The organism is Humibacillus xanthopallidus (assembly GCF_006717145.1).
GTDB classification, from domain to species: Bacteria; Actinomycetota; Actinomycetes; order Actinomycetales; family Dermatophilaceae; genus Humibacillus; species Humibacillus xanthopallidus.
Genome location: NZ_VFQF01000003.1, coordinates 1,103,773 through 1,122,492 on the forward strand (window position 1 = coordinate 1,103,773; position 18,720 = coordinate 1,122,492).

At 73.4% G+C, this 18,720-nt stretch carries 17 protein-coding genes; 10 read left to right on the plus strand and 7 right to left on the minus strand.

Translation table 11 applies throughout. The features are described from left to right. Position 1 precedes the first annotated feature (1 nt). Complete coding sequence (locus tag FHX52_RS23075) at positions 2-409, plus strand: DUF4229 domain-containing protein (protein WP_141824649.1); 408 nt, start codon at positions 2-4, stop codon at positions 407-409. A gap of 129 nt (positions 410-538) precedes the next feature. Further along, complete coding sequence (locus FHX52_RS23080; RefSeq protein WP_185747443.1) at positions 539-1,891, plus strand: AI-2E family transporter; 1,353 nt, start codon at positions 539-541, stop codon at positions 1,889-1,891. Positions 1,892-2,282: 391 nt separating this feature from the next. Here the strand turns inward: FHX52_RS23080 and FHX52_RS23085 are convergent, their stop codons facing one another. The 4 genes from FHX52_RS23085 to FHX52_RS23100 all read right to left on the minus strand — a co-directional run bounded on the left by FHX52_RS23085 (position 2,283) and on the right by FHX52_RS23100 (position 6,601). Continuing rightward, positions 2,283-3,158, minus strand: a complete 876-nt coding sequence (locus FHX52_RS23085; protein WP_141824651.1) for a 1,4-dihydroxy-2-naphthoate polyprenyltransferase — start codon at positions 3,156-3,158, stop codon at positions 2,283-2,285. A 213-nt stretch (positions 3,159-3,371) separates the two neighbouring features. After that, positions 3,372-3,638 carry a PLDc N-terminal domain-containing protein gene (locus FHX52_RS23090; RefSeq protein ID WP_141824652.1) on the minus strand — a complete coding sequence of 89 codons (267 nt, stop codon included), beginning with the start codon at positions 3,636-3,638 and terminating at the stop codon, positions 3,372-3,374. Positions 3,639-3,776: 138 nt separating this feature from the next. Continuing rightward, positions 3,777-4,961, minus strand: coding sequence for an o-succinylbenzoate--CoA ligase (gene menE, locus FHX52_RS23095; RefSeq protein ID WP_141824653.1), 1,185 nt, complete (start codon positions 4,959-4,961; stop codon positions 3,777-3,779). Between the two features lie 44 nt (positions 4,962-5,005). Then, positions 5,006-6,601 (minus strand): MFS transporter, encoded by a 1,596-nt coding sequence (locus FHX52_RS23100; protein WP_246070351.1) that lies wholly within the window; start codon positions 6,599-6,601, stop codon positions 5,006-5,008. A 118-nt stretch (positions 6,602-6,719) separates the two neighbouring features. On the opposite strand from FHX52_RS23100, the gene FHX52_RS23105 reads away from it, so the two are divergent. Next, the gene (locus FHX52_RS23105; RefSeq protein WP_246070352.1) at positions 6,720-7,769 is read left to right on the plus strand and encodes an alpha/beta hydrolase; all 1,050 of its coding nucleotides are present in this window, start codon (positions 6,720-6,722) and stop codon (positions 7,767-7,769) included. Between the two features lie 15 nt (positions 7,770-7,784). Here the strand turns inward: FHX52_RS23105 and FHX52_RS23110 are convergent, their stop codons facing one another. Both FHX52_RS23110 and FHX52_RS23115 read right to left on the minus strand, forming a co-directional pair. Continuing rightward, on the minus strand, positions 7,785-8,129 hold the full coding sequence (locus FHX52_RS23110) for a DUF3024 domain-containing protein (protein ID WP_141824656.1): 345 nt from the start codon (positions 8,127-8,129) through the stop codon (positions 7,785-7,787). A 14-nt stretch (positions 8,130-8,143) separates the two neighbouring features. Further along, positions 8,144-9,103 (minus strand): 1,4-dihydroxy-2-naphthoyl-CoA synthase, encoded by a 960-nt coding sequence (locus FHX52_RS23115; RefSeq protein WP_141824657.1) that lies wholly within the window; start codon positions 9,101-9,103, stop codon positions 8,144-8,146. Between the two features lie 35 nt (positions 9,104-9,138). Here FHX52_RS23115 and FHX52_RS23120 point away from each other — a divergent pair, with 35 nt between their 5' ends. The 7 genes from FHX52_RS23120 to FHX52_RS23150 all read left to right on the plus strand — a co-directional run bounded on the left by FHX52_RS23120 (position 9,139) and on the right by FHX52_RS23150 (position 16,906). Next, positions 9,139-9,642: an NUDIX hydrolase gene (locus FHX52_RS23120; RefSeq protein WP_141824658.1), complete on the plus strand. Its 504-nt coding sequence runs from the start codon at positions 9,139-9,141 to the stop codon at positions 9,640-9,642. A gap of 98 nt (positions 9,643-9,740) precedes the next feature. Further along, on the plus strand, positions 9,741-13,262 hold the full coding sequence (locus FHX52_RS23125; protein ID WP_141824659.1) for an ATP-binding cassette domain-containing protein: 3,522 nt from the start codon (positions 9,741-9,743) through the stop codon (positions 13,260-13,262). A 79-nt stretch (positions 13,263-13,341) separates the two neighbouring features. Beyond that, positions 13,342-13,707, plus strand: a complete 366-nt coding sequence (locus FHX52_RS23130; RefSeq protein ID WP_141824660.1) for a hypothetical protein — start codon at positions 13,342-13,344, stop codon at positions 13,705-13,707. A 58-nt stretch (positions 13,708-13,765) separates the two neighbouring features. Beyond that, positions 13,766-14,662: a DinB family protein gene (locus FHX52_RS23135; RefSeq protein ID WP_141824661.1), complete on the plus strand. Its 897-nt coding sequence runs from the start codon at positions 13,766-13,768 to the stop codon at positions 14,660-14,662. A 136-nt stretch (positions 14,663-14,798) separates the two neighbouring features. Next, positions 14,799-15,065, plus strand: a complete 267-nt coding sequence (locus FHX52_RS23140) for a hypothetical protein (protein WP_141824662.1) — start codon at positions 14,799-14,801, stop codon at positions 15,063-15,065. Positions 15,066-15,134: 69 nt separating this feature from the next. Then, the gene (locus tag FHX52_RS23145; protein WP_141824663.1) at positions 15,135-16,148 is read left to right on the plus strand and encodes an o-succinylbenzoate synthase; all 1,014 of its coding nucleotides are present in this window, start codon (positions 15,135-15,137) and stop codon (positions 16,146-16,148) included. Further along, the gene (locus tag FHX52_RS23150; protein WP_141824664.1) at positions 16,145-16,906 is read left to right on the plus strand and encodes a 3-keto-5-aminohexanoate cleavage protein; all 762 of its coding nucleotides are present in this window, start codon (positions 16,145-16,147) and stop codon (positions 16,904-16,906) included. The genes FHX52_RS23145 and FHX52_RS23150 overlap by 4 nt, the downstream gene beginning before the upstream one ends. A gap of 48 nt (positions 16,907-16,954) precedes the next feature. Here FHX52_RS23150 and menD read toward each other — a convergent pair whose 3' ends face one another. Continuing rightward, entirely contained in the window at positions 16,955-18,718 is a 1,764-nt protein-coding gene (gene menD / locus FHX52_RS23155; protein WP_141824665.1) for a 2-succinyl-5-enolpyruvyl-6-hydroxy-3-cyclohexene-1-carboxylic-acid synthase, read from the minus strand. Positions 18,719-18,720: the final 2 nt, after the last annotated feature.

Sequence of the window (18,720 nt, forward strand, 5' to 3'; positions counted from 1 at the left end):
CGTGGCCCGCTACTCCGTCCTGCGGCTGCTGATCTTCCTCGGCTTCGTCCTGCTCTTCTGGCTCATCGGGCTGCGCGACAACCCGGTGCTGCTGCTCGCCGCGGCGGCGATCGCCTCGGCAGCGCTGTCCTACGTTCTGCTGCGCGGCATGCGTGACGAGATGACCGCCAAGCTCGTCGAGCGCCACGAGGCCCGGCTCGCCGCCAAGGCGCAGGCCCGTGGCGACGAGGCCGACGAGGACGCCGAGATCGCGGGCCAGCCGGTGCCAGGTCTCGCAGCGGCAGGGCCGGGAGTGACCGCTGCGGGCTCGACCGGCTCGTCGACCGTCGACGCCGACCGCTCCGCTGACCGTCCCGCCGACCTGACCTCGGACGCGACGCGCGAGGAGCGCCCCCGCAGCGAGCTTTGACCCGCGGAGCCGTCCCGTCGCCCACCCGGACGGGTATGCCTGTGCCGTGAGGGATTTGCGGCGCACGCGCGTCAACTGGTTGGCGTGGGCGGCGCATCGGCAGGTCTCTGTGGTCGTAGGCTCGAAGCCGTGACACGACCCGCGCCCGAGGACGAGCTGGGCCACGAGCCCCCTCCTGAGGGGCGCCATGAGCCGGCGTCGCACGACGGCGTCCACCACGTCGGGCACCACGCGGATGTCGCCGAGCACGGCACCGTCGCCCGGCGCGAGGCGGCCCGGCGCCTCGGCGCGAACTCCGAGCACCACCCTCAGTGGATCGCCATCCCGTCGGCCAACGTGCGCCGCATCGTCTTCACGGTGCTGGTCTCGCTCGTGGGCCTCTGGATCGCGATCTGGGCCTTCGAGGCGATGAGCTCGTTCCTGCTCCTGCTGCTCCTCGCCTGGCTGCTCTCGATCGCCATGGAGCCAGCGGTGCTGTGGCTCGCCCACCGGGGGATGCGACGGGGGGTCGCGACCGGCCTCACGATGCTGGCGATGCTCATCATCACGGCGGCCCTGGCCGAGCTCTTCGGGCAGGTCTTCATCTCGCAGCTCTCGCAGCTCGGTCAGCAGCTGCCGAACGCCGTGACGTCGGCCCTCGACTGGGTCAACAGCACCTTCAAGACCTCCTTCGACATCGCCCAGATCCAGAACGCCCTCGAGCTGACGCCGAGCAAGATCGGTGACTTCGCGGGGAAGTACGGCGGCGGCATCCTCGGCATCTTCGGCTCGGTCTTCACCTTCATCTTCGACGCGCTGACGATCCTCGTCTTCGCCTACTACTTCTCTGCCGACAGCCCACGGCTGCGCCAGACGATCGGGTCGTGGCTGCCGCAGCGCTACCAGCACGTCTTCATCACCGTGTGGACGATCTCGGTCGAGAAGACCGGCGGCTACGTCGTCTCGAAGGTCCTGCTCGCCACGCTGTCGTCGTTCTTCCACGCGGCGTTCTTCTGGTTCATCGACGTGCCCTTCTGGTTGCCCCTCGGCGTGTTCGCCGGCATCGTCGGGCAGTTCATCCCGACGATCGGCACCTACATCGGGGTCGTGCTCCCGGCGCTGTTCGCGCTGCTCGACAAGCCGATCAACGCTCTGTGGATCGCGCTGTTCGCGACCGTCTACCAGCAGCTCGAGAACTACGTCTTCACCCCGAAGATCAGCCGGCGCACCATGGACGTGCACCCCGCGGTCGCGCTCGGCTCGGTCATCGCCGGCGCTGCGCTCTTGGGGGCGATCGGGGCCGTCATCGGCATCCCGGTGGCCGCTGTGCTCCTCGCGATCCTCGACACCTTCCGCCAGCGGCACGAGCTCGTGCCGGAGCTCGCCTCGCTCCAGCCCCCCGACGACGACGAGGACGAAGACGAGGACGAGGACGACGAGGACGCAGACGCCCAGGACGCGGACGCGGCCGACGACGCCAAGGCCACCCCCGGTTCGAGGTGATCCCGGGCACCACGTGGCCTCCGCGATCACCTCGATTCGGGGGGGTGGGGGGCCGGTCCTGAGGCAGGAACCGGTGCGCACCGTCTTCTGGTTCGAGGTGATCCTGGGCCCGACGTGGCCTCCGCGATCACCTCGATTCGGGGGGGTGGTGGGGGGCCGGGCGTCAGGCAGGAACCGGTGCGCACCGTCTTCTGGTTCGAGGTGATCCTGGGTCCCACGTGGCCTCCGCGATCACCTCGATCCGGGGGTTGTTGGGGGGCGGGCGTCAGGCAGAAGTCGGTGCGCACCGTCTTCTGGTTCGAGGTGATTCGGGGCCCCACGTGGCCTCTGCCATCACCTCGAATCGGGGGTGGTGGGGGGCGGTGTGTGGTGGGAGGTCCCGCGGGAGGCGTCAGACCTTGCCGAGGGCGAGGCCGAGGGCGAGCAGGGCCGACCAGACGAGCTGGAAGCGGCCGGTGCCCGCGAGCGCCGGGATGAGGCCCGGACCGGTCGCCCCTCCAACGACGGCCTGCATCGGCCGCACCATGAACGGCGCCGCGAGCACGGCGATCAGCGCCCACGGCGACGTGAAGGACGCGAGGCCGGTCATGACGAAGGCCACCGCAACGAGGGCGACGTAGAAGATGCGGGTGCCCCGCTCGCCCATGCGGACCGCGAGCGTGCGCTTGCCGTGCTCGCGGTCGGTCGGGATGTCGCGCAGGTTGTTCGCGACGAGGATGGCCGAGGCCAGTGACCCGACACCGATCGCGCCCCACCACCCGGCGGCGGTGAGGGAGGTCATCGTCGCCATCGTGCCGAGGGTGGCGACGAGGCCGAAGAAGACGAAGACGAAGACCTCGCCGAGCCCGAGGTAGCCGTAGGGCCGCGACCCGCCGGTGTAGTACCAGGCGGCGAGGATGGCAGCGGCGCCGATCGGGATCATCACCCACAGCCCGGAGAGGCCGACGAGGGCCAGCCCCAGCAGCCCGGCGAAGAAGAAGGAAGTGAAGGCCGCGATCTTGACCGAGCGGGGCTCGGCGAGCCGCTGTCCGACGAGCCGCACGGGGCCGACCCGCACCTCGTCGGTGCCGCGGATGCCGTCGGAGTAGTCGTTGGCGTAGTTGACGCCGACCTGCAGCAGCAGGGCCACGGCGAGCGCGAGGATGGCGTAGGCCCAGACGACGTGCCCGGTCTGGTAGGCCGCGCCGGTGCCGACGAGGATGGGCGACACGGCCGCGGGCAGGGTGCGGGGCCGGGCACCCTCGATCCACTGGGAGAGGGTGGCCATGGTCCTGAGGTGTCCTTCGCGTCGGGTCGGTGGGGGCGTATGCCGTGTGGGTGCGTGGAGCGTGCGGGTGCGGCGCTCGATCGGTCGGGGTCAGAGCTCGTGCGGCGGGGCCGTCGCGGCCTGCCACTCGTCACGGGTCATTCTGCCGTCACCGCCACGAGGTGCGCTCGCACCCCGCCGCCCCACCCCGACCCGGCACAGCCCACAGCCTCGTCAGAGGCGGCGCAGGAAGTCGGGGTCGTCGTCGGGTCCGCGTGGCCCGGTCGGGCGCCCACCGGACCCGCGCGTCGGACCGCCGCCACGCGCCGCGGCGCGTCCGGCGAAGAACCACGCGAGCGGCCCAGCCACGGGGACGAGGACGGCGAGCAGCCAGACGGGCTTGGGCATGACCCGGACCTGGCGGCGGTCGGTCTGCACGCAGTCGACGAGCGCATAGATCGTCGCGAACACCACGATGGCGATGAACACGACTCGCAGCACGGCAACTCCTCGGTTCGGCGCCCGTGGCACCGGGCGGCGCCTCGCAGCCCTGTCGGCAGCCGGCGGCCGACGTCGAACTGCGGCGGACTGCGTCGGACTGCGTCGGGCCTGATGGGGATGCCCCCATCTTGCCACCGGTCAGGCCCGCTCCTGCAGCGCATGCCGGATCGCGGCCCGATCGGGCTTGCCGGGGCCGCGCTGCGGGATGCTCGTGAGCACGATCACGCGGCGCGGCAGGGCGGCCTCGGGGAGGATGCCGCGCAGTCGGTCACGAACCTCGCGGGTCGTGAGGTGCCCGGTCGGGTCGAGGAGGGTGACCGCGGCGCAGACGCTCTCGCCCCACTCGGGGTCGGGCAGCCCGAGGACGACGACGTCGAGCACGGCGTCGAGGTGGCGCGACATCGCGTCCTCGACGACTCCGGGGTTGATCTTGAGGCCGCCGCTGTTGATGACGTCGTCGGCGCGCCCGTCGATGACAAGCAGCCCGTCGTCGTCGAAGTGGCCGAGGTCGTCGGTGCGGAACCACCTCACGCCGTCGGGGTCGACGGTGAAGGCGTCGGCGGTCAGCCCCGGCTCGCCGAGGTAGCCGTGGGCGATGGTGTCGCCGCCGAGCACGACGTGGCGGTCGTTGTCGACGTGCAGGCGGCTGACGGGCAGCGGCACCCCGTCGTAGACGCAGCCCCCGGCCGTCTCGCTCATCCCGTAGGTCAGGCGCAGGGCCACCCCGGCCGACCGGGCGCGCTCGACCATGGCGGTCGGCGTCGCGGCGCCGCCGACGAGCACGCCGTCGTAGGTCGCGAGCGCCTCGAGGCCGGCGTCGTCGTCGAGCAGCCGACCGAGCTGCGTGGGCACGAGCGCGGTGTAGCGGCGACGGGCCGCGCTCGACGGCCGCAGCCGCGCGGTGGCCTCCGCGAACCGCGCGGCCGTGAAGCCGTCGCGCAGGTCGAGCACGCCGGGGTCGGTGCCCGCAGCGATCGAGCGCAGAAGCACCTGGAGCCCGGCGATGTGGTGGGCCGGCATGGCGAGCAGCCACGCCCCGCTGCCGCCGAGCACCTGGTGGGTCGCCGAGGCCGAGCGCGACAGCGCTTCGGCGGTCAGCAGCGCCCGCTTCGGCCGGCCGGTGGAGCCCGACGTGCCCACGGCGACGGCGAGACCGTCGGGGAGGTCGGCAGGGTCGTGACGGCCGATGAGGGGCGCAGGCGAGTTGGCGGCATACGGCAGCACGGGGGCCCCACCCTCGAGCGCGGCCTGGAGACGGGGCAGCAGCGTCAGGACGTCGTCGCCCAGGGGGACGGCGAGGGGCTGCAGCGCCGCTCCGGTCATGACGGCATTCTGCCGTGTGCACCCGAGTCCGGTGCCGCAGGGTCTCAGGCGCGGCGTGGGCGACGCAGCCCCGGACGCGAGCGGTGCGGGTCGACCTCGGCGAGCCGTCGCTGGCGCGCCGCCATGACGATCGTCCAGACGAGGGCGAGCGCGCACGCCGAGAAGCCGATGTGCGGTTCGAGAGGCAGGACGATGCCGAGGCCGCCGCCGACGACCCAGAGCATCTGGAGCATGGTCTCCGACCACCCGAAGACCGACGTGCGCACGCGCTCGGGCACGTCGCGCTGGACGAGGGCGTCGAAGCAGAGCTTGGCCAGCTGCGCGGAGAGCCCCTGGGCGAAGCCGAGCAGCACGAGGGTCCAGATGCCGTACCAGATGCCCGTCGCGACGCAGACGACCATCGCGCCCATCACCGAGAGCATCGCCGTGCGCTCCGGGTGGGAGGCCTGCACCACCCCGCCGAGCACGCTGCCCAGCGCGTTGCCGATGCCGATCGCGACGGCGACGAGCCCGATCACGAGCGGCCCGCTGAGACCGTCGATCGGCGCCTCCTTGGTGAGGAACGCGAGGTAGAGGATGAGGAAGCCGGTCAGCACGCGGGTGCCGCCCGTCGACCACATCGAGTGCATGACCGGCCACGGGATCGCCGCCTTGCGCCGCCGGAAGCGCCCGATGGGGCCGAGCGAGTCGACCGTCAGCGCCTCGTCGTCGGCTCGCTCCAGCGCGGGGGTATGCCGGGTGGCCGGGCCCGCGCCCGACACCCCGGCCCCGGGTGGTCGGGTGCGGATGGGGACGGTGTCCTCGAGGTTGAGCTCGCCCTCCGAGGAGTCGACCTGCTCCGGAAGTCTGATGGCCTGCACCGTGCCGAAGACGAAGATGACGAAGGCGGCCCGGAGCGCCCACGCCGGGCCTGCGAGGAGGGCGAGGCCGCCGACGGCGGCACCGATCACCGCTCCGACGACACCGGCCATCGAGACCCGGGAGTTCGCCGCGACGAGCGTCGTGCCGGCGGGCAGGAGGCGCGGCACGGCCGCCGCCCGGGTGACGTTGTAGGCCTTGGAGGCGACGAGACAGGCGAGCGCCGCCGGGAAGAGCCAGCCGCTGTTGCCGCCGATCGCCTCGGCCAGCACCCAGCAGAGGAAAGCCCGCACCGCGGTCGTCGTGCCGATGGCCCAGCGCCGGCCGTGGCTGAAGCGGTCGAGCAGCGGTCCGATGAAGGGCGCGAGCAGGACGAAGGGCACCATCGTCATGAGCAGGAAGGCGGCGACCTCGCTGCGGGCCTGCGCCGTCTGGGGGTTGAGGTAGAGGATGCCGGCGAGCGCGAGCATCATCACGGTGTCGCCCGCGGTGTGGCTCGCGTGCAGCTCGGTCATCCGTGCGAGGCCGCTCTCGCCGGCCCCGCCTGCGTGCGTGTAGGCGTGGATCCGGCGGGCGGCATACCGGCCGGAGCGGGCCGTCACGTGCACGGCTCCCGTCGCGGCCCGGCCGATGCCGCGTCCGACGGCGCGGGTCGCTTCGGTGGCGGCTTCGCGCGGCCGACGCTGGAAGTCGGCCGGCCGGCCGCCCTCGGGCACGTCGGGCGAGCCGCCAGCGGCAGGGGCGCGTCGCTCCTGCCCGCCGGTGTCGTCGCGCGGATCCACCTCCTCATCCTCTCCTGTCAGCAGGCCCCCGGGGCCCCGGACACCCGGTTCAGTGCCGGGACACGACGACCAGCCGGGGGTCGATGCTGCGAGCGGCTCGGCGGCATACGCTCGCGGCGTGAGCGACGCGCCGAACCAGCCCGACCCCACCCCCGTCACCACCCCCGACACCGGTCCCGACTCCAGTCCGCACCCCAGCCCCGACCCCAGCACCCGGACGACCCGCTTCGCGGTCGTCTGGTCGGCGTTGCTGGGCAGCGTGCTGCTCGGTGCCGCGGTGTGGCTCTCGGTGACCAGCTGGTCGGTGTTGCGCGCCGGGCACCCGGCGCACCGGCTCACGCTCGTCGCGACAGGTGTCGTCGGGGCCCTGCTCATCCTGCGGGCGGTCCTCCTGCAGCGGCGCGGCCCCCGAGCGGGCAGCGCGTCACGGCGCCGCTGGCCACGCGTGCTCGGTCGCACCGTCGCGGGCCTGGCGACCGTCGTGGTCGTCGGCTCCCTCGTCTGGCTCGTACCCTTCGCGGCAACCCCGCCGGCGATCGCAGCCATGTCCGGCTCAGCCGGGGTGCGCGTCACCGACGCCACGACGACGATCACCCTGACGCCCGAGACCGGCTCTGCGACAAGGGGACTCGTCTTCCAGCCCGGCGCGCGGGTCGACCCGCGGGCCTACGTGCCCCTGCTGGCGGAGGTGAGCCGCAGCGGCGTCCTCGTCGTCATCGTCAAGCAGCCCTTCGACATCGGCTTCCTCGCGATCGATGCGCCGGCCTCGGCGATCGCCGCGCACCCCGAGGTCCGCACGTGGGCCGTCGGTGGGCACAGCCTCGGTGGCGTCGCCGCGTCGTCGTATGCCGGGTCGCACACCGACACGGTCCGTGGCCTCGTGCTCTGGGCCTCCTACCCGCTCGGGTCGCTCGCCCAGAGCGGCCTGAAGGTCGCCTCGATCTCGGGCTCCGCCGACGCGCTGGCGACCCCCGCCGACATCGAGGCGAGCCGGGTGGACCTGCCCGGCGACACGGCATACACCGTCGTCGAGGGCGGCGTGCACGCCTTCTTCGGCGACTACGGCGAGCAGCCCGGCGACGGCACGCCGGGGGTGAGCCGAGAGGACGCCCAGCGCCAGATCGTCGAGGCCACGGCGGCTCTCATGGCGTCGCTGCCGGCGAGCTGACGGGGGAGCGGGGGCTCAGCCCTTGAAGATGCAGGTCGGGTCGTCGTCGACCTCGGCGAGCAGCTCGTCCATCGAGCCGAACTGGCGGTTGCCCTCGGCGTACTCGTGCCACCGCTCGTTGCGGTCGCGCCAGTAGAGCGCCCAGTCCCTCGTGCCGACGCGGTAGCGCAGCTGCGCCATCGCGAAGTGGGTCCAGTCCCCGATGCCGTCGTAGGGGACCCGGGTCTCGCACAGGGTCACGTTGCGCCCGCGGACGTGGAACTCGAAGCGCACCTCGTGCAGGACTCGGTCGGGCACGGCCGCCGCGCACCAGCGGCGCACGCGGGCCAGGTCGGTCTCGGGGGGCGGGGTGGACGGCATACGCGATCGGCTCCTCAGAAGTACCAGGGGAAGGGCGACCAGTCGGGCTCGCGCTTCTCGAGGAACTGGTCACGGCCCTCGACGGCCTCGTCGGTCATGTAGGCGAGGCGCGTCGCCTCACCGGCGAAGACCTGCTGGCCCATGAGGCCGTCGTCGGTGAGGTTGAAGGCGAACTTCAGCATCCGCTGCGCCTGCGGGCTCTTGCCCATGATCTCCGTCGCGACCTGGAGGGCCTCGCGCTCGAGGTCGGCGTGGTCGGCGACGATGTTGACCGCGCCCATCCGCTGCATGTCCTCGGCGGAGTAGGTGCGGCCGAGGAAGAAGATCTCGCGGGCGAACTTCTGGCCGACCATCTTGGCGAGGTAGGCGCTGCCGTAGCCGGCGTCGAAGCTGCCCACGTCGGCGTCGGTCTGCTTGAAGCGGGCGTGCTCGCGGCTCGCGATCGTCAGGTCGCACACGACGTGGAGCGAGTGCCCGCCCCCGGCGGCCCAGCCGGGAACGACGGCGATGACGACCTTGGGCATCGTGCGGATGAGGCGCTGGACCTCGAGGATGTGCAGGCGGCCACCCTGAGCCTTGGTGCGCGCAGTGTCGACGGTGTCGGCCGTGTCGCCCTCGGCGTACTGGTAGCCGGAGCGGCCGCGGATGCGCTGGTCACCTCCGGAGCAGAACGACCACTTGCCGTCCTTGGGGCTGGGGCCGTTGCCGGTGAGGAGCACGACCCCGACGTCGGGGGTCATGCGGGCGTGGTCGAGCGCACGGTAGAGCTCGTCGACCGTGTGCGGCCGGAAGGCGTTGAGCACCTCGGGGCGGTCGAAGGCGATGCGCACGACGCCCGACTCCGCGTGGGGGCGCCCCACGACCGGCCGGCGGCGGTGGTAGGTGATGTCGGTGAGCTCGAAGCCCTCGACGGTCTCCCACTCGGCCGGGTCGAAGATGTCGGACACGCTGCGCTCGCTGCTCTCGCTGGTCACGGACCGACCCTACCGACGGGGCTAGCCTCGCCCGTATGCCGATCCCTCCCTACGTCTCCCACCTGCGCACCATGGTCGGCCGGGAGCTGCTGTGGATGCCGGGCGTCACGGCCGTCGTGCTGCGCGACGGCGACGGCGGCGGGGGACCGGGCGGGCTCGAGGGCTCGCAGGAGGTGCTGCTCGTGCGGCGCTCCGACAACGGGGCGTGGACCCCGGTGACGGGGATCGTCGACCCGGGGGAGCACCCGCACGTCACCGCGGTGCGCGAGGTGGCGGAGGAGGCGAGCGTGGTGGCGGAGGTTGAGCGCCTCGTCTGGGTGTCGGCGAGCGGGGTCGTCACGCACGTCAACGGTGACCTGGGGCAGTACCTCGACCACACGTTCCGGTGCCGGTGGGTCTCGGGCGACCCGGTGCCGGGCGACGACGAGGCCACCGAGGCGGGCTGGTTCGCGCTCGATGCGCTGCCGGAGATGGCGCAGCTCTTCCTCGACCGCATCGCCGTCGCCGTGGAGAACCCGCGGGACGTGCGGCTGGGCTGAGCGCTCGCCGCCTCGGGGCGGGCGTGCGGGGCGCTCGGCGCGCAGAAAACGGGAGGCGGACTGTCGGTGGCGATCTGTAGCGTTTTGTCATTGTGACGATGACGAGGGTGGAGCAGGACGAGGCGCAGGGCACGACGCAGGCTGGGGGCTCGCGCGGTGCCGCGCTGCCGGCGGGCCGGGTGCCCGTCGACTGGCGCCGGGTCCGGCGACCGCTCACCGTCGTCTGCTTCTCGATGTCGCTGCTCGGCGCCGTTGCGGCCTCGCTCGGGTCGATGGTCGCGGGCCGCCTCGCCGAGAACGCCACCTCGACGCTCGTCGTGCTGCTGGCGGCGTGCGTCGTCGGCGGCGCCCTCATCGACACCGTCGCCAAGACGATCTGGGCCACGGTGTGCGACCGGGCCGAGGGCAGGCTGCGCGCCGACCTGCTCGACGCCGCGATGGCCCAGCCCCTCTCCGAGCTGTCCGAGCAGGCGGTGGGCGAGGTGCTCGACCGCATCGACGACGACACCTGGGAGGTCGGCCAGCTCATGCGCTGGGGCGTGTGGCAGGCCGTGCGCACCCTCCTCGCCTCCGGTCCGCTGTGGATCGTGGCGAGCTTCGCCTGGTGGCCGGCGGCCTTCCTCTTCCCCCTCACCGGCTTCGCGACCTGGTGGGTCGTGCGCAGGTTGCTGCCGCAGGTCGCCGAGCGCAAGGTCGTCGAGGAGGCCGCCTGGACCGACCACGCTGCGTCCACCGAGGAGGGCGTCGCCGCCCGCGACGACCTGCGCACCGCCCTCGGCCAGGCGCACGTGCTGCGCCGCAACGCCCGCATGGCGGCCCGGGTCCACGCTGCCCTCGACCTGGTGCTCCAGGTCGAGGCCCGCATCACCCGGCGCAGCGGCGGGCTGCTCCACGGCGCGCTCGCGGCGGTCGCGGTCGTCGGCACGGCTCTCGTGCTCGCCGGCAACCTGTCGACCGCCCGTCTCGTCACGCTCTTCCTCGTCACGACGATGTTCGTCGGTGGCGTCGACATGCTGGCTCGTCACCTCCCCGACCTGCAGGAGGGCTTCGGCGCGGTGCTGAGGCTGCGGGCGATGCTCGCCTCCCCGGCCGAGCCGACCGGGGGTATGCCGCTCCACGACGGACCGCTCGACGTCGAGTTCCGCGACCTCGAGTTCGCCTACGGCACAGGCACCTTCGCGCTTCGGGACGTCAACCTCCTCGTCCCCGCGGGACACACGTGCGCGCTCGTGGGACGCACCGGCTCCGGCAAGTCGACTCTTGCTTCGCTGCTCTCGCGGGCCGTGGAGCCGCCGCGCGGTAGCGTGCTGCTCGGAGGCGTCGACGTGCGCGACCTCGACCTGCAGCAGCTGCGCGCCGCCATCGGCGTCGTCACCCAGCGCACGGAGGTGCTCGCCGGCACCCTTGCCGAGAACATGAAGCTCTTCGGCGACGTGCCCCGCGCCCGGGTCGAGGCCGCGGTCGCCGAGCTCGGTCTCACCGAGTGGGTGGCCGGGTTGCCCGACGGGCTCGACACGATGCTCGGCCCGGGTGGCACGACGCTCTCGGCGGGCGAGGAGCAGCTCGTCGCCTTCGCCCGGCTGCTCGTGCGCGACGTGCGTGTCGTCGTGCTCGACGAGGCCACGGCCCGCATGGACCCGGTGACCGAGGCCCGCGTGGTGCGGGCCGCCGACCGGCTCATCTCGGGACGCACGGGCATCCTCGTCGCCCACCGGCTCTCGACGACCGAGCGGGCCGAGCAGGTCGCCGTGCTCGCCTCGGGTCGCGTCGTCGAGCACGGCCCGCGTGCCCGGCTGGCCGCTGCCGACGGGCCGTTCCGACGGCTGCTCGACGCGGCAGCCCACGAGGTGGCCGTCGAGGAGCACCACCACGACGAGGCGGCCATCGGCTCGGTGCGCCGCAGCACGACCCCGCCACCACTACCGGTGCTGGCTCCGACGCCGAGCCTGGCCCGGCAGGTGCTCCATGCCGTGCGCATCCAGCCGCAGTGGGGCCTGGTCGGCGCGTCGCTCTTCCTGCTCGCCTCGCTGACCGGCGCGTTCGGCGCGGTGACCGGGTGGCTCTGGGGCCTCGTCGTCACCGACCTGCAGGCGGGGCAGAACCCCGCCTGGCTCACGGCCGGTCTCGTCGTCTCGCTCGTCATCGGTCCGCTTCTGCTCTCGCAGGCCTTCCGCTCCTATCCCCACTGGTGGGTCGAGGTCCGGCTGCGCGTGCGCGCCGCAGTGCTCGCGGGCCAGACCGCGCAGCGCCGGCTCGTGCGCACCCCGCCCGGCGAGGTCGTCGCCCGCACGATGGACGCCGACCGGCTCGCGCGCTACACCGACCGGTGGGTCGACTTCGTCAACGGACTCGTCGTCGCCTCGGTCACGGCGCTGATCGCCGGCACGTGGCTCGCGGGGGCGGTCCTGCTCGTCGTCATGGTCACCTCGGCGCTCGCCTCGACCCTCGGGCGCCCCGTCGCCGGGCGCTCGGCAGCAGCCGCGTCGACGGCGCGCGCCGACTTCGGGCGCTCTCTCGTCTCGGCGCTCGAGTCGATCCGCACGGTCAAGCTTGCTGCGGCCACCCCGCAGGTGCACCGCCACCTGCACTCGGTCGACGGCGGCCGGGTCGACGCGGCAGTGCGCGAGCACCGGGTGCAGGCCCTGCTCGACGGCGTGCCCGTCGTCATGGTCCAGTGCGGGGTCGTCGCCGCCTGGGCCGGGTTCCTGCACGGCACGTGGCCCCTGGCCACCACCCTGCTCGTCGCCAACGCGGTCAGCGGGTTCGACTGGTTCGGCCGCGTCGCCGGCTCGGTCGTCACCGAGGCGCCGGGCGTGCGCGCCTGGATGAACGCCACGAGCGAGCTGGCGGGCGGTGGCGACCTCATGGACGTGCCCGCGGGCATGGACCTCGTGCGCGGCACGGCCGACGCGCCCCAGCCGGGGCAGCGCGACCCCCTGCGGACTCTCCGCCTGCAGCGTCTGACGGCGATCCACGACGACGGCACCATCGGTGTGGAGGACGTCGACCTCACCGTCGAGGCAGGCGAGCTGGTGCTCCTGCTCGGCCAGGTCGGCTCGGGCAAGTCGAGCCTGCTGTCGACGCTGGCGGGGCTGACGTCCCATACCGGAAGCGTTCTGTGGAACGGTCGCGTGCTGGCCGAGCCGGAGGTCGGGCTGCGGCCCGGAAGGGTCTCGCACATCGCCCAGGTGCCGCGGGTGCTGTCGGGCAGCTTCACGGGCAACATCGCGCTCGACCACGCCGACCGGCAGGTCGAGCCCGCCCTCGTGACGGCGCGCATGGAGCGCGACGTCGCCGAGGCCGGCGGACCGCAGGCGCTGGTGGGCCACCGTGGCGTCAGGCTCTCCGGCGGGCAGGTGCAGCGGCTGGCCCTCGCCCGCGCGCTCGCCTGCGAGGCCGACCTGCTGCTCGCCGACGACGTCTCCTCGGCCCTCGACGCCGCGACGGAGATCGAGCTCTGGGCGGCCCTGCGCTCCGGCGGGGCCACCGTCATCGGTGCGACGAGCAAGGCCGCCGCGCTGGCGCAGGCCGACCGTGTCGTCGTCCTCGACGGCGGCCGGGTCGTCGAGACCGCGCCGTGGCGCGAGCTGGCCCAGCGGTGGGGCCACCTCGCCGGGTGAACCCACCGTTTCGGCGAGATCATGGCTACCGTCGCGCAGTAGGGCTGTCCGCGCACGCTCGCCTCTGGGGAACGGGATCATGTTCGACAAGGTCATGCTGCGCCTCGGCCGCGCACCGGAGAGGTACCCCAAGGCTCTGGTGGCGCCCGACCGTGACGAGGGCAAGGGCGGCGAGGGCGGCGAGGGTGTGCTGTCGTCGTGGTGGACGACCGGCGTCGGCGCCGTCCTCGCGCTCGCGGGGGCGGCCGGCGCCGTCTGGGGGCTGGTGCAGCTGGGTGGCGCCCTCTCGGCCGACAACCGCTCGAACCCGCTGCGCGAGATCGGTGTCGTCATGGCTGTGGGGGCGACCGCGCTCGGAGCCATCGTCCTGCTCAGCGGTGCCGGTCTCGTGTGGGCCGCTGCTCGGCGCAGGCGGGCTCGAGGGCCACGGCCCCGGCGGCCATGAGGCAGCGATGGAGCTGCGCAGCGCTGATGCTGTCGGTGCACCGTGCCAAGGTCGGCGGATGACCGAGAGCCACACCGACGACCAGTCCGAGAGCCGGCCCGAGGGCGAGACCGAGAGCCGGCCCGAGGGCGAGACCGAGAGCCGCCCTGAGGGCCAGTTCGAGAGCCGCACCGCGGGCCCCGGGCAGATCCCTGCACGGGCCCAGCCGGAGAGCCTCAGCGGCACCACCTTCGTGAATCGCTCCCTGCGCGGCACCAGGTTCGTCAGCTGCGACCTGAGCGACGCGGTCGTGCGGGGGAGCGATGTCGCCGGGATGGAGATCGACTCCCCGTGGCTGCTGGAGCAGGGCGGCCGGCTGCTCGTCAACGGCGTCGACGTCGTTGCCTTCGTCGACGCAGAGCTCAACCGTCGCTTCCCGGGGCGCGCGCTGCGCGAGGCCGGCGACCCTGTGGGCCTACGCTCCGCCTGGGCGGCGGTGGAGTCTGCCTGGGCCGCCACGCTCGACCGCGCGACCGGCATGCCGGACGGGACGGTCGACGCGAGGGTCGACGGTGAGTGGTCGCTGGCCCAGACCCTGCGGCACCTCGTCATGGCGACTGACGTGTGGCTCGGGAGGGCGGTTCTCGAGCGGGAGCAGCCCTACCACCCGGTCGGCCTGCCGAACGACGACCACGACAGCGATGCCTACGACGCGTCCGTGTTCTCCGCCGAGGTGCCCTCCTTCGAGGAGGTTCTCGTGGCGCGGGCCGGGCGTCAGGCGATGGTGCGCGACGTCATCGGCGGGCTGTCGCAGGCTGACCTCTCCGAGCCGCGGCGCAACCCGCACGACCCGGAGGTCGACGAGACGGTGCTCTCGTGCCTGCGCACGATCCTCGAGGAGGAGTGGGAGCACCACCGGTATGCCGTGCGCGACCTCGACGCCCTCGCCGCGGGCTCCGCAGACCGGCCGCAGTGAGCCCGCAGTGACGCCGGCCGGTGACATGACATCTGTCAGGGCCAGGCGCTGACAGAGGGGCCGGGTCGCCTGGCGCCGGCGCGCCTACCGTCGAAGCAGAACGGGGCCGACGGCCCCACCGGACGGAGGAGACCTCGTGTTCTCGCCTCGCAACCTCGTCATCGCCGGAGTGGTGCTCATCGCCATCGCGCTGGGCTCGTCGGGCCACGGACTCTGGTGGCTCGTCGGCTTCCTGTGGTTCCTGCCGCACCTCGGCAGGAGGGGCCACCTCTGTGGTGGCGCCGCTCGCAGGGGCGGCCACGTCGGCGACTCCTCGCAGGCCCCGCAGTCAGACGCGCAGGTCGGATCCCCGGCGCCCGACGCCCACCACGACCGTCACGTGGCCTTCCCCGAGACCCGGTGACGTCCTGAGCCCGCCCACCGCGACCCGTATGTCGCCGACACGCCCAGCGTGGTCGGCCATGATGGGGGCATGACCGGCTCGCCCGACCTGCCCGACGTGAGCGACCTCCTCGAGCGCGCGCAGGTCGTCGCGCTGCCGATGCGGGTGCGCTTCCGCGGCGTCGACGTTCGCGAGGCCGTGCTCTTCGAGGGACCCTCCGGTTGGGGCGAGTTCGCCCCCTTCGTGGAGTACGACGACCGCGAGGCCTCGCGGTGGCTGGCCTCCGCGATCGAGGCCGCGTATGCCGCCTGGCCCGATCCGCGTCGAGAGGTCGTCCCCGTCAACGCGACGGTCCCCGCGGTCGGCCCCGACGACGTGCCCGCGGTGCTTGCCCGCTTTGACGGGTGCGCGACAGCCAAGGTCAAGGTCGCCGAGAGCGGCCAGACCCTCGCCGACGACCTCGACCGGGTGGCGGCGGTGCGCGACACGATGGGCCCCTCCGCACGCATCCGGGTCGACGCCAACGGCGGCTGGAGCCTCGACGAGGCCGTCGAGGCCATCGGCAAGCTCGCCGCATACGACCTCGAGTACGCAGAGCAGCCGTGCGCCACTGTCGACGAGCTTGCTCGATTGCGAAAGGCTCTGGCGCGCAACGGGATCGACGTACCAGTCGCAGCCGACGAGTCGATCCGCAAGGCTGAGGACCCGCTTCTCGTCGCCCGCCTCGAGGCGGCCGACCTCGTCGTCGTCAAGGTCGCACCGCTCGGCGGCGTCGCGCGGGCGCTCGAGATCGTCGAGGCGTGTGGACTGCCGGCGGTCGTGTCGTCAGCTCTCGACACGAGCGTCGGCATCGCAGCCGGGGTCGCCCTCGCCGCCGCGCTGCCCGGTCTCGACCACGCGTGTGGCCTGGGCACGGTCAGCCTCTTCGAGCGCGACGTCGCGCGCCAGCCGCTCCGCCCCCGAGGCGGCGTGCTCGTCCCCGGCCGCGCCGAGCCGGACCGCGAGGCGCTCGCTGCCCTTGCCGCCCCCGACGAGCGGCAGCGCTGGTGGCGCGAACGTCTCGTCCGGTGCCACGCCCTGCTCGCTGACGGGAGCCCTCGATGATCCACGCCTGCCTCAACGGTGACCGACCCCCGGGTGCGCACCCGCCCATCCCGGTGACCCCTGACGAGCTGGCCCGTTCGGCTGCGAGCTGCGTCGCGGCCGGAGCCGGCATGGTGCACGTGCACCCCCGCGACGAGCACGGCCGCGAGTCCCTGGCGGCGCGACACGTCGTCGAGACCGTCACCGCGATCAGGGCCCTCACCCCCGGTCTGCGGGTCAGCGTCACCACCCGTGACGGCATCGTCAACGGCCCGCGAGCAAAGCTGGCGGAGGTCTCCGCGTGGCCGAGCCCCGACCTCGGTGGGCCCGACTGCGCCAGCGTCAACTGGCACGAGGAGGGTGCACTCGACATCGCAACGGCACTGCGCGAGAAGGGGATCGGCGTCGAGGCAGGCATCTGGAGCCCGCGCGCGACGATCGCCTTCGTGTCGACGAACTGGCCGTGGCAGGTCGAGCGGGTGCTCATCGAAGTCATCCCCGGTCAGACGCCCGGCTCCGAGGGCACGTGGGCCGCCGAGCGCATCCTGGCGGCTCTGGGGATGACGCCCGCGCCGTTGCTCGTGCACGGTGAGGACGCGTGGACCTGGCCCGTGCTCCGCTGGGCCCAGGCTTCGGGCTTCGACGTGCGCATCGGTCTCGAGGACACCCGCTACCTGCCCGACGGCAGCATCGCCCACGGCAACTCGGAGCTCGTGCGGGTCGCCACCGAGTCCGAGCCCGGCGCGCCCTCTCAGTGGCCGGTGCCCGACCCGCTCTGACCGGTCGCCCGGGCGCGCCCGGGCTCAGGCCCGAGTGTCGCGCGCCTGTCAGAGGGGAGGCACGGCCTGCTGGGCCAGGTCGCGGAGCCACGCGGCTTCGCCCCGCCGGTCGACCCGAGACACGGGCACCTCGAGAACCCTGATGCCAGAGGGCTGCTCGTCGAGAGCCGCACCGAGCCGACTGAGATCGGTGACGCGCTCGTATGCCGTGTGGTGCGCCGCGCACAGTGCCTCAAGGTCGGTGCCATGCGGGGTGCCGAAGACCCGCTCGAACGCGCTGGCGTACGTCCGGTCGCCCTGCTCGAGAGCGCTGAAGATGGCGCCGCCGTCGTCGCTCAGCACGACGAGCGTCAGGTCGGGTCGCGGCTCGCCCGGGCCGATGAGCAGCCCGTTGGTGTCGTGCAGGAACGTCAGGTCGCCGAGGTAGGCGATGGTGCGGGACGCGCCCGGCCGGCCGAGCGCCACGCCGACTGCGGTCGACACGACGCCGTCGATGCCGGCGAGGCCGCGGTTGCCGACGACGAAGCGGTGCTCGAGCGGGGGCCACGGGGTCGCCATGACGTCGAGGTCGCGAACCGGGTTGGAGGAGCCGACGACGAGGGTCGCGTGGCCCACGACAGCACGACCGACGACTGCTGCGACCGCCAGGGGAGAGTCGGTGCGCAACCCGGCATCGATGAGGGCCCCGAGCCGGTCGTCGGCCTCACGCCAGGCGCTGAACCACGCGGGGTCGTCGGGGCCAGAGACCGTCGGCACCGCGCCCAGCACCCTCGCCACGCGCCCGGGGTCGGTGGCGACGCCGTCAGGTCCCCGCACGGCCAGCACCTCGAGGCCGGGATCGCTGAGCATCCCGGTGACGGGGCGCGAGAGGGTGGGGTGCCCGATGACGACGACGCGCTCGACCTCGTCGCGCAGGGCGGTGGTGAGCAGCAGCCGACCGGTGCGGATCGCCTGGCGACCGATGCGGGCCCCCGAGGTCGGCTCGGCGACGAGCGGCCAGTTCGCCGCCTCGGCCAGCAGCCGGGCCGCCGGGCCGGCCCCGTCACCCGCGACGACGACGGTGCGCGGCCCGAGAGCGAGCCGGAGCCGGTCTTCGTCGCCTCGCGCCAGCCCCGCCATGGCGGGATCGTTGCGGTGCGCGCCGTCCTCCGGCCGCGTGACGTCAGCCGTGGCGGGATCGTTGCGGGGATCCCCGTCCCCGGGCCGCGTGACGTCAGCCGTGGCGGGATCGTTGCGGTGCGCGCCGTCCTCCCGCCGGGTCCACCAGGTGCCGGGGTCGGAGCCTGGTGGCAGGAGGCCACCGTCGAGCTGGAGGTTGAGCTGCGTCGGGCCGGCCGACGTGCACGCCTCAGTCACCGCAGCGCGGAGCCTCGCATCCTCGTCACCTGCCGTGAGGTCGTGACACGGCGCGAAGACCCCGAAGATGCCAGCTTGCTCGGTCGTCTGGTTGGCGCCGGCGCCGCGCAGCCGGTCGGGCCGGTCGGCACTGACGACGACGAGGCGCCGGCCGGTGTGGTGGGCCTCCATGACCGCGGGCAGCAGGTTGCCGACCGCCGTCCCGGACGTCGTGACGACGGCAACCGGACGACGCGAGCCCGTCGTCAGGCCGAGGGCGAGGAAGCCCGCCGACCGCTCGTCGACCCGCACGTGCAGTCGCAGGTCACCGGCTCCGTCGGCCGCGTGCAGCACGAGCGCGAGGGGAGCCGACCGCGACCCGGGGGCGAGCACGACGTCGCGCACCCCCGCGAGCCACAGCTCCTGCACGACGCGCAGTGCCAGGGCGTATGCCGTCCGGCTGCCCTCGTCGCCCATGC

Coding starts and splice junctions, on each gene's coding strand:
- FHX52_RS23085 (WP_141824651.1), bottom strand. CDS start 3,158: ATGGCCACCCTCTCCCAGTGGATCGAGGGTGCCCGGCCCCGCACCCTG.
- menE (WP_141824653.1), bottom strand. CDS start 4,961: ATGACCGGAGCGGCGCTGCAGCCCCTCGCCGTCCCCCTGGGCGACGAC.
- FHX52_RS23110 (WP_141824656.1), bottom strand. CDS start 8,129: ATGCCGTCCACCCCGCCCCCCGAGACCGACCTGGCCCGCGTGCGCCGC.
- FHX52_RS23120 (WP_141824658.1), top strand. CDS start 9,139: ATGCCGATCCCTCCCTACGTCTCCCACCTGCGCACCATGGTCGGCCGG.
- FHX52_RS23125 (WP_141824659.1), top strand. CDS start 9,741: ATGACGAGGGTGGAGCAGGACGAGGCGCAGGGCACGACGCAGGCTGGG.
- FHX52_RS23130 (WP_141824660.1), top strand. CDS start 13,342: ATGTTCGACAAGGTCATGCTGCGCCTCGGCCGCGCACCGGAGAGGTAC.
- FHX52_RS23135 (WP_141824661.1), top strand. CDS start 13,766: ATGACCGAGAGCCACACCGACGACCAGTCCGAGAGCCGGCCCGAGGGC.
- FHX52_RS23145 (WP_141824663.1), top strand. CDS start 15,135: ATGACCGGCTCGCCCGACCTGCCCGACGTGAGCGACCTCCTCGAGCGC.
- FHX52_RS23150 (WP_141824664.1), top strand. CDS start 16,145: ATGATCCACGCCTGCCTCAACGGTGACCGACCCCCGGGTGCGCACCCG.
- menD (WP_141824665.1), bottom strand. CDS start 18,718: ATGGGCGACGAGGGCAGCCGGACGGCATACGCCCTGGCACTGCGCGTC.